Origin of the sequence: Microcystis sp. M49636_WE2 (assembly GCF_030065375.1) — a bacterium.
Taxonomy (GTDB): domain Bacteria; phylum Cyanobacteriota; class Cyanobacteriia; order Cyanobacteriales; family Microcystaceae; genus Microcystis; species Microcystis aeruginosa_C.
The window spans coordinates 20,549-30,634 of the sequence record NZ_JASJFG010000369.1; the positions used below are offsets into that span (position 1 = coordinate 20,549).

The window sequence follows — 10,086 nt, forward strand, 5'->3', positions numbered from 1 at the left end:
ATTTACACCTCATTGATTGATTAAATATTGTTTAGTTGCCAGAAGTCATAAAACATTGCATAGCTAAAAGCGTTGCATTATCGGTTGCTCCTTGATTAATAACTCTTTGAATGGTTTGATCAACTGCCATTTGTAAAGATTTAAATTGACTAAAAATTTCCGCCAGTTCCTGAGTCGGTACTAAATCCCAAACCCCGTCAGAACAGAGAAGTAAAATATCTTCATTTTCTAAAGTCATTGATAAATTGCTATTGGTGCGACTTAAATTCTGCACATAGCCTTCACTTAAATGTTTTTTTGAACCGATAGATTTGAGTAAGACATTTCGATCTGGATGGGTTAAACTTTCCTCTTCTGTTATTTCACCGTTAGCCACTAACATAGCTACCAGTGAATGATCTTCACTTAGTTGTTTAATTTTTCCTTGTCGTATTAAATAAATTCGACTATCTCCCACATGGGCTATCATTAAGCTATCATTGATCGCTAATACAGCACTTAAAGTTGTTCCGCCATTACGAACAGTATCAGCAATAGATATGTTGGCTTTTTGAAATAAATTAAGTAGCCATTTATTACGCTGTTCTCCTGTTTTAAATTCTGGAGGAAGGGAGTCTTGTAATATAGTTTTAACAGCAATTTGACTAGCTACTTCTCCTTGGGCCATTCCTCCCATACCGTCAGCTACAACGCCTAAAATAAGGGTTTCTGAATTACTGAGGTGTTGTTGTCTTACACCGTAGTTATCTTCATTCTGTAAGCGTTCTGTTGAAAGTCCAACGGTTGAATAACTGGCAATATTCCACTGCACTTTCAGACTCCGCAGTGAATGGCGAGTTTCGATTAATAAGCTGAGAAATTGAGCCAGGGGAAAGCGTTCTTCTGGAAGAGAGGACAAGGCAATTTTCAGCAGTTGATAAAGACGCGGAATCGGAGCAATTTCTAAACTAATAATCTGGTCAGATTGAGGTAATTTTTTATGGGTAGTTTGATACAATAAAGCGGCGATAGTATAACTGCTCATTGATTCATTGATCGAGCGACTTGCCGCAAGTTCAGGAGCGCAATAATCTCCGATAACACCAGAAGTTAGGCTTTCTTCAATTGAGTAAGCGCAGGTTAAGTCAAAGATTTTGAGGGGTTTGTCTATTTCTATAAACTGGGGAAGCAGGTTGATTAAATACCAGTTTTGTTTAGCTATATAAGAAAATAACTGACAAATTTGAATCACTAACGTTAGTGCTTCTTCTTGAGAATGTTCTTCTTTTAGCCAAGCTTCTAAAGTCAAGTTTTCTTGAGGAAATCGCGTTAACAGAAGAAGTTTTTCTGGTTTCGTCTCGTTTTCGACTGCTGTTTCTGGGTAGTATTCTTCTTCTAAATAGTCTGTTTCTGCGGACTGATTTTCTCCAGAATCATCATCTTTTGTTGAAGTAATATTGACAAATTCAGAATCTTCCGAGACTATTTGTTCAGTGGCAATATCTTCATTTTGTTTTTCATCTACCTCCTGGGATTTTTCCTTGATTGATAGGGGATTAATAATAGCTGAATCTACTTGAATATCAGCGATAAGTGGAGCGATCAAGCTGTAGTTTTGAAGAATTTTTCTCAGTTGCAGTTCCCGATCGAGACTACTATTAAGAGAGCCGACACGCAAAAGTCCCAATTGAGAAGATGTTTCGCCCTTTTCCCCATCGAGATCGGCAATGGGTTGAAACTTGACTTTGAAGTAATAAACATCTGCGGTTAATAACCCTAGATAGGCGATAATTTCTATCTGATAATCTGCCATAGAAAAAGATTCTTTTTCTTGAATAAGCAGGGGGGAGAAGTTTTCTGTCGATGGTGAAGTCATGAGAGGCAGCCATTAAAACTTTAGTCGAACACAATCGGGGTGGGGCTAACCACCCCAAGAAATGTTAAGGAGTTTGGAAAAGAAAGCGAATTTTAGCGATCGCAATCTCATCACCAGAACTGAGAGGGGTCGGAGCAGTTATTCTGGCGTTAAAGCGAGTTTGACCGATGGGTTTAATAAAAACCCCATTCAGAGAACCGAGGTCTTTAATTTTCCAAGTTCCTCCATCGGGATAAATTTCCGCATGGTTGCGGGAAACGGTTTCGTTATCGGGGAATTTTTCTAAGTCCACATCCACAGGTCCGGTGTCCGAGTCAAAGATGCCAATCAAGGTAAAACCATCAATGAAAAATTCAGCAACCGGGGCGTTAGGGTGCTTGGCAATCAGTCGGGCCGTTGTTGTTATTGCTGGAGTAATCGGTTGGGGCAGCGGTTCTGGTGTGAGTGTTATCGTCTCGGCAATCGGTTGGGGAATTGGCATGGGTGTGGGTTCTGGGATGGGATCGGGGATGACAGGTGTGGGAGGTGTAGGTGGTGTCGATGGGGTCAATTCTGCACCACAAGCATCACAGTATTCTGCTCCCTGGGGGTTTTGATCGTAGCCACAAACTTTGCAAACAATAGCCATTGGTTTTTCTCCTTTTTGAGGGATATAAGAGGAATTAATTAGATTGAAATTAATCTTACTGTTGCCTGACTCGGTGCCAGAAGTCTGCTCAAGTACCGGTTAGTTTCCGAATAGTTTCTTCCGAGAGATCGTCGTTGAGGTCATCGCCCATCTTGACAGTTTTTCCTCTCGATCCCATTTTCACGGTTTTGCGGGTTCCAGAGGAAATCTGACGAGTTTTTCGCAATTCTTCAATCCCTTCATTGAGAGATTCGAGCATAGCATCATTGCCAATTTGAACTGTGATACGACGGGCAGTTTCCAGGAGTTTTTCAGCTTGTTGGGGGTTACTCTCTGCCATGCGGGTTGCGTCGTCAACTAATTGGGAAATATTGCGTTGTTGAACGTATCCCATAACTTCTTGATCGACCTGCGCTGTCCCCCCCTGTCCAGGCACAAACTGGACAACAACGTTCTGCGGTAGTAATTCCCCCCGTCGGTTTAAGCCAGGAATGTCATAAGTCAAGCCCAGTTGAGCCAGACGAATTTTTGAACTAGGACGACTATCGATAGCAAATTCTAAGATAAATATGGTTTCATCCTTTGCTTTGGCGGCACCAATGGGATAGGGAGCTTGATTTAAGGAAAATTCTGCCAAATCGGGATAAACACGGGTAAGGCGCAGCAGTTTGACTCCCTGAACAGTTTTTAAGCTCAGGACAAGATTGTTAATTACTTCTTGCTGGGCTTGCTGATAGTCTGCCAGTAGAAGGTTAGGAAGATCGGTAATAGAAACATCGTTACCACTAGCCGTTCCTGGAACAATGTGACGGCAATGCCCTCCCGTCTTGCCGCTTATGTCTGTGAGCAAGTTTTCGTTAAACTCGCCCACACCCAGGGCCGTAATCGAAATCCCTTGACTGGCAAATTGTTGGGCTAAGTTTTGGCAATCATCTTCATCAAAGGTGTCGCCATCGGTAAAAATCATGGTATGGCGGCTAGTCATGCTTTGATTAGCTAGGAGAGCAAGGGCTTGATTAATGCCTCTCCCCATACAAGTTCCACCGCTAAAATTTCGCAGTTTTGCGATCGCATCTTCCAGTTGACGGGTTTGGGTAACTGGTGTTAAGCCAATCAGAGTAGAGGCTTGATCGTCAAATTGGATCAGAGCAATCCGATCTTCCGGGGTGAAGCGTCCTGAATTAATCAGGGTGCGAAGCGACTCAATAACCATGTCGATTTTGGCAATGCCGCCCACCACTCTCGTGTATTCCTTCCCATCTTGCATATAAGTTTCACCGGTGGGTTGAAAATCGCCGGCCACAATTTCGTACATCGAGCCACTGGTGTCAATTAGAAAGACAAAGGTAGTAGAAGGACGGGTTTGAGCGACTTCTTGGGTTGGTCGCAACTTCAGCATAATAAACAGTCGCTGATCTGGAGTATCGGCCGGTAAAAATTCTCGATGGGGGGTAATAGATACGTTAAGCATTAAAATTTCCTTCAGAGAATAGGTTAAGTGTTGAAAATGTCTTCTAAAGGGGGAAACATTCCCTCCATGGGTTCTATAGCCCCTAAATCGGGGGTAAAAACAGGGGGTAACTCTTGATTTCCTTCGTCTTGGATGTTTTCAAGGTTCGACTCGCTCAGTAGGGGTAAATCTAGGGTCAGGACAGTTTCTCGATAGCCTTCTCGGATATCTTCGACCCAAGCGGCGATAATTTGATTGAGACGGTGATCGTTGATAGAGCATGAGCTTCTTGCTTGAAAATGTTTTCGGATTGCTTGGCGAATTTCCTTGGTGAAGATAGTTTCAGGATTATTTTCCTGATCGGCGGTTAGATCTAGAGGATAATCATATCTTTCTGGCGAATTTTTCAGGTTAAGAAAGAATTTATAGACTACCATTTGGGCAACCAAAATAAGATTAATGAGTTGATATTATTCGATTGGACGGTTCGGGCGATGTTTTTACCTCCAGCGTAATCTGTCCAAATTTCCGGCGATCACCATCCTTTAATTGATGCTCTAGTTTTTTCATCCCCTTGGCTTGTCCATAGGACGAGTTATACTGCATGATAATGTTTTCCCCTTTTTGAAAAACCTGAGCCGTGATCGGGGTATAACCCTGTTTTTTGGGTAAGTAAATATTGGCTTCCGAGGAACTGCCCAAAATGATCGGGCGAGAGCCTAGTAAAAATTCTCGTTGTTCCGTAGGACTCCAATGCACGATCAGTTTAGCTTGTCGAGTCAGCAGTTCCAAAAGAGCGATCATCATGCCAATACAAAAACCCAAAATCGCTGAACCCGCTAAACGTCCGGCGATCTCATTACTCGCTCCAGCTTGCAAAACAAAACCCATTCCTCCCATCGCGCCACCGAGAAACCCGCCCAATACCGCCCTGCCGATTTTCAGATTGGGGACAAAACGAGCCATGCCGCCGCCAAGCATTGTCCCTAAAATCGTCCAACCCAGAAGTGGCCCCCCTGGGGCAAGGGTGGGAATGCTTTGAATGAGAAAACGAGAGACAAGGAGTCCTGAGCTACCGGCAACCAATCCAGCAACGATTCCCCCCACTGTACCGATGCTTGTCTCGCCCAGGGAAAGAAGGCGGCGACGACGTTGATAGAGGTTCTGCCCGACAATTAACGCTAAAGAAGCACCCACAGACAGGATAGCCGTCCAGCCACCCGTCCGCAAGGCATCATAGATAAATCTAAATTGAGGGGTTTGCAGTTGATTTTTAGGAAGAGATTGGCTCAGTAAAGTGTATAAAATTCCTTGATTTTGCTTTTGTTCTCCGATCAGCTGCGAATCATAGATGAGTTTTGCCGCAGATTGAAAGGCTTGGTCAAATTCTCCGGAATTAGCATAGAAGACTTTTTTATCTTCTCCCGTCAGTTGAGTCAGAAAGTTTTGATCGGCATCTCCTGTTCCGACGGCAATAATATTGATTTTTTGGCTCAGAGCAGTTTGACCGATGTTTAGGGTCGCCTCTACAATCGGTTGGCGATCTTCTTCTTTCAGGGTTGTTTCAGCGATGGCTTTACCGATGGTGGGGAGTACACTTTCAAATCCTTGTCGTCCTGCGGCGGTTTCACCGAGTAAGAAGGTTTCTCCAGGTGCGGAGAGTTGCAGTTGTTCAAAAGTAGCGCGATCATCAGGTTGAATGACTAAGTGCAGTTGAGCAATTTGATTTTCCTTTAAAACATTAGTGGTTGCTTCTAAAGAAGGAATTTCTCGATCGGGTATTAAAGGAGGAGCATCAGTAATCAGCAGTATGACTTTGGTTGCATGGGAACGGAAAGGCTGACGGGCAGCTAATGCCAGAGCATCTAAGCTACTTTCTGGCGGATCATTGCCGTTAACCTGTTGAATGCTGCCGATTTGCTCACTAAAGCGATCGCTATCAGGGGTAAATACAGAACCATCAAAATTGAGAATTTGCGGCTCTTCGCCAAATAAGCGATCGCCAAAAGCGATTAGGCCTATTTGAGCATCAAGTTTCCGTTTTTTGAGTTCTTGGGCAAAGTTTTGGATGCCTTGTTGTACTCCGGCGATCTCCTCATTCATACTGCTAGTAACGTCGAGAACAATCATAATATCAATTTGTTCTGGAGAAGGAGCCGGGGCGGGTTGTCCATCTGTAAACAGCAAGATATGACGATCGGAGCTGCTAGACTCTAGTTGCTCAATCGCCGTTGCCAGTCCTAAATCCATTCTTGTCCCCCCACCATCAGATAAATTGTCAATGGCTTGATTGAGGGTGGCTAAATCGGAGGTTAGTCCTGTGCCAATTTGAACCTGACTGCCGAAACCAACCACCGCGAAGCGATTAACCGAGGGGTCCTGTCGCTCGATAAAGGCTTTAGCGGCATTTTTCGCCTCTTGTAATTTATTGTCATCGTTCATGCTGCCGGAGGTATCAATCAACATTACGACAGATTGAGGATTCTGTTCGACAATCGGCGGACGTTCAGTCACCGTGAGAAAAACCTCTCCTAGTGCGATCGCCGCTACCAGACATCCTCCCGCACCACATAATCCAAAAATTAGGAGTTTTCTGAGATTTCGCCTGATCTGGCCGAATAAGTTCTGCATTTTAATTTCGGGGGACTATATTATCTATTCGCCAGAAGACCTGTGATTTATGCCAAAGCTGTCACAAAAGTACACAAAAAAAGGCATTGCTGAATAAACAGTCAATTAGCGAGTAAATTGTTCAACCTCTACAGGGATTTGTGTTTCTAAACTACCCAGTAATTGAGCTTTTTAAAGTAATCAGTTTTTCGTAACTATTGGTAATCGTAGTTTGCTTAGTAACTTCAGAAGCAATAGCCTCATCAAGTTCGGTAGTTTGGGCAATTTGACTGGATATTTTACCTTGGCAATCTTTAAATAGTTCCAGTAACTTTTCTTCCAAATATTCTGCATGATTTTTCAGGCTATAGCAAATATTTGGGTTCAACTCTTTGATAGTTTCTCTAATGTATTCTATCAGTTTATTTTCGTACCTTTCTATGGCTTGCTTTAAGCGCTCAGAAAATGTCTGACCACTACAGTCTTTGAGACTCTCTCCAATCTCATGAAGCTTGTCTCCATACTGAGAAAATAAAGCGTCAGACAGACCACTTAATCTCATTAAAATATCCCGTTCACAAAGGCTATCTTCTAGTTTTTTAGACACTTCTTCGGGTAAATAACTTAGGTTGATGGTTTGTAAATCACTGAGAAGTGTACTTAATCGCTCGGTAAAAGCAATATAGACTACCGACATTAATCTTTTTTTCATCAATGAATTCAGTTCTATTTTTTTCTTCATAAAATCGGGAAAATTATACATCTGTTCCTTATTGATATCTTCTCCTGTGTACAGATAATTTTTAAGTTCTTTTTCATCTATTTGTACTATTTTTTGATGCAATTCTTGGATTATTTCATTCGTATCAGACTCCTGCCAAAATTGACCATCTTCGTGCGTGCGAATTTGTTTGGCAAATTCTTTAACTTTTTCCTTCAACTGATCTATAAACAACTGAGATTGTGAAATAACAGCATCCCATTTTTCCCTCTCTTGAGGATTGGAGATTTGACCATATTGATGATAGGGTTCTTTCAACAATCGCTCTAATTTACAGATAATCTCCAGAAGTTCTTTTCTCGCATCTGCAATAAACTCATCTTTTGCCTCTTTATTCAAATATTTATATAGAGATTCAAGGAATTGAGAAAAGGGAACAATATCCGGATGATTAAGGAGCAAGTCTTTAGCTTGATCCTTAGAAGGCTCGTTTTCTAAGCCAATTGTTTTTATCAAAGTTTCAAGATGTCCTGGTAATTTTTTACTTTGGTCAATTGTTCCTTGAGCAATTGTCTTTAACAATAAATAGTTAAGGGCAGAAGTCTGAAAATTTCGCTCTTCCTTAATGATAAAATGATAGTCGCCAACCCGTTGATTAAAGCTATTAATAGCTTCTTTTTTTTGAGTCTTATTCGGTATATCCCATTGATTAATCACCCAAAATGCCCTTTGAATAATCGTTGGATTCTTCTTATTGATTTCAGCTAAAAATTCTATTTCTTCCCCTTGAAGAACTTTGAAAGGGTTGATACAAACGACAAAAGCTTTTGCTTTTTCTTTGATGTAGTCTTGAGTAAATTCTTTATGGCGTTTATTGTCCACCCCTAGTCCTGGTAAATCAACCAATACAATGCCGTCCGCAATATTCAAATTTTCTACAAACACTTCAATTTTATCAACATAAATTGCTCCTTCATAGCCTTCTACATAGTTGCCAAGTTCTGATAGTTGAATTTCTTTTCTTCCTTGATAATTGGAATTTGGATTTGTCAAATTTCTTACAAGCAATCTACTTTTGCCTAAAGCTTGTTGATCGATAGAACTTCCAGTTTCTGTTTCATATTGTTTAATGGCTTCCTCAATGCTTTGAAAGTGTCTTCCCAGAGGTTCATGAGATTCATTTGACAAATTTTTACCAATTTTGTGACCAATTTCAGTTATAAAACTATCGTAAAGTATCCTTTGCGCTTTGTCATCCATAAAGTAAATAAAGGCTTGATCTTTTTCTCCTTTTTTAACAATAGTGGGAAATGCAGTGGTTGATTTATTGGCTTCAGGGAGAATTTCTCGTCCTAAAATTCCATTAATTATTGTTGATTTTCCCGCCGAATAAGAACCGAGAAAAGCGACATGAAATTCTGTTTGTTTCAACTTACTAATCCAGTCTTTTCGTTTTTCAATTGAGGATTTCTCCGTGTCTTTAATAGGTAGATAAGGAAAAACACTCTCATAAATAGCGAAGTACTCCTGAAACTGTTGAATAGTGGATTGAATTTTTTGAGAATTATCCGGAATTTGTTGTGAGTGGTTATTCTGCATGATCATAATGTCAGTCCTCGAAATGATTAATTATTGTCTTGGAGTCATCAAAACTGTGGTATTGAGATACAAAGTTTATCCGATAGATGAGGTGGGTTTTTGTGACTGAAATCCTTACTTCGGCAAGGTTTAATCTATACTTCACCTTTACGAGAAACGCTGTAAACTTCACTCAGTGAGATCTCTGTCACCAGACATCCTGCTGCGCCAAATAATCCAAAGATTAGCGGTTTTTTGCGGTTTCGCCTTAGCTGTCTCAATAAGTTCTGCATTTTGGTTTTGGAGGTGTATATTATATTTTCGTTAGAAGACCTGTGATTTATGCAGAAGTGTTAAAAATTCCGATAGGAATAACTTATCAGTCATTCTGACTTTTCCCGTTATCTTTTTAGTTGAGCGATCCTTTGATTTCCCCCTATCTCGAAGTCCTCTTCTCTCGTCGCTTATTGTCATTAAGACTAGCTTATTGAAAATTGTGGAGAGCTTGAAACCCTTATTATAGTCATTTCAATTAAGATTGAGAATATCAATCCCAGAGTTCCTAAGGATTTTGTCGGTCTAGACTGTATCATACTTATCTAAAATGACTATATGTCATCGTTTTCAGACTTAGCGGAAAAAGTAAGATCGGTCATTGACTTGGCATCGACAAATAGTGCCAATTCAAAGTAGTATCTGGAATTTTCTAGTTAACCTTTTAGGGGGTATCATTGCTTACACTTATCATCCTATTAAGCCTTCTCTGGATTTAGAGGCAAAAAGCTTACCTGCTCTACCTTCTGCCCTTTTTTAACTTTATCAAACTCACATTTTCCCCCTGTCAGCTTTCGCCGATATTCAGCACAACCTAGGTAAAAAAATTAATTTTTTCAATCAACAATCTCAAATTCTATTGACTGCTCTTGGGCAAAATTATAGGTAAAATGATCGACAATATTAGTATCGCTCAATTCAAGATTATAAAAATCGATCGCTGGTTGATCAAAAAGTGGGCCAGCGTGCCAAGTTCCCACCTCTAATTTAATAAAACAGTCCCCGGGGATGCGAAAAACCTTTAATTTTTCTAAATCCGGTTGAGGATGAGGACTAGGGGGGGCCACTCCTAAAAACCACTCTTGTCCCCCCAAAGAACCAAGACATTGGGTACATTGACTATGACGAGTAATTCGCTTAAATTTACGTCCGCGAGTCTGTAAACGCATAATATAAAAACGTGGCACACC

The 10,086-nt window shown here is 40.9% G+C and carries 7 protein-coding genes; all 7 read right to left on the reverse strand.

What is annotated here, in order from left to right:
* Nucleotides 1-31: 31 nt before the first annotated feature.
* The gene (locus PX484_RS08870; protein ID WP_287665725.1) at nucleotides 32-1,855 is read right to left on the reverse strand and encodes a protein phosphatase 2C domain-containing protein; all 1,824 of its coding nucleotides are present in this window, start codon (nucleotides 1,853-1,855) and stop codon (nucleotides 32-34) included.
* Nucleotides 1,856-1,919: 64 nt separating this feature from the next.
* Nucleotides 1,920-2,483 carry an FHA domain-containing protein gene (locus tag PX484_RS08875; RefSeq protein ID WP_012266788.1) on the reverse strand — a complete coding sequence of 188 codons (564 nt, stop codon included), beginning with the start codon at nucleotides 2,481-2,483 and terminating at the stop codon, nucleotides 1,920-1,922.
* 88 nt (nucleotides 2,484-2,571) lie between these two features.
* Nucleotides 2,572-3,954, reverse strand: coding sequence for a vWA domain-containing protein (locus PX484_RS08880; RefSeq protein WP_012266789.1), 1,383 nt, complete (start codon nucleotides 3,952-3,954; stop codon nucleotides 2,572-2,574).
* 23 nt (nucleotides 3,955-3,977) lie between these two features.
* Nucleotides 3,978-4,370, reverse strand: a complete 393-nt coding sequence (locus tag PX484_RS08885; protein ID WP_012266790.1) for a hypothetical protein — start codon at nucleotides 4,368-4,370, stop codon at nucleotides 3,978-3,980.
* Nucleotides 4,371-4,389: 19 nt separating this feature from the next.
* On the reverse strand, nucleotides 4,390-6,564 hold the full coding sequence (locus PX484_RS08890) for a VWA domain-containing protein (RefSeq protein ID WP_287766011.1): 2,175 nt from the start codon (nucleotides 6,562-6,564) through the stop codon (nucleotides 4,390-4,392).
* Between the two features lie 151 nt (nucleotides 6,565-6,715).
* A complete protein-coding gene (locus tag PX484_RS08895) occupies nucleotides 6,716-8,869 on the reverse strand; it encodes a dynamin family protein (protein WP_287766014.1) in 2,154 nt (717 codons plus the stop codon).
* Nucleotides 8,870-9,732: 863 nt separating this feature from the next.
* Nucleotides 9,733-10,086, reverse strand: a 354-nt coding sequence (locus PX484_RS08900; RefSeq protein WP_288103511.1) for an ureidoglycolate lyase, incomplete at its 5' end; no start/stop codon positions are given.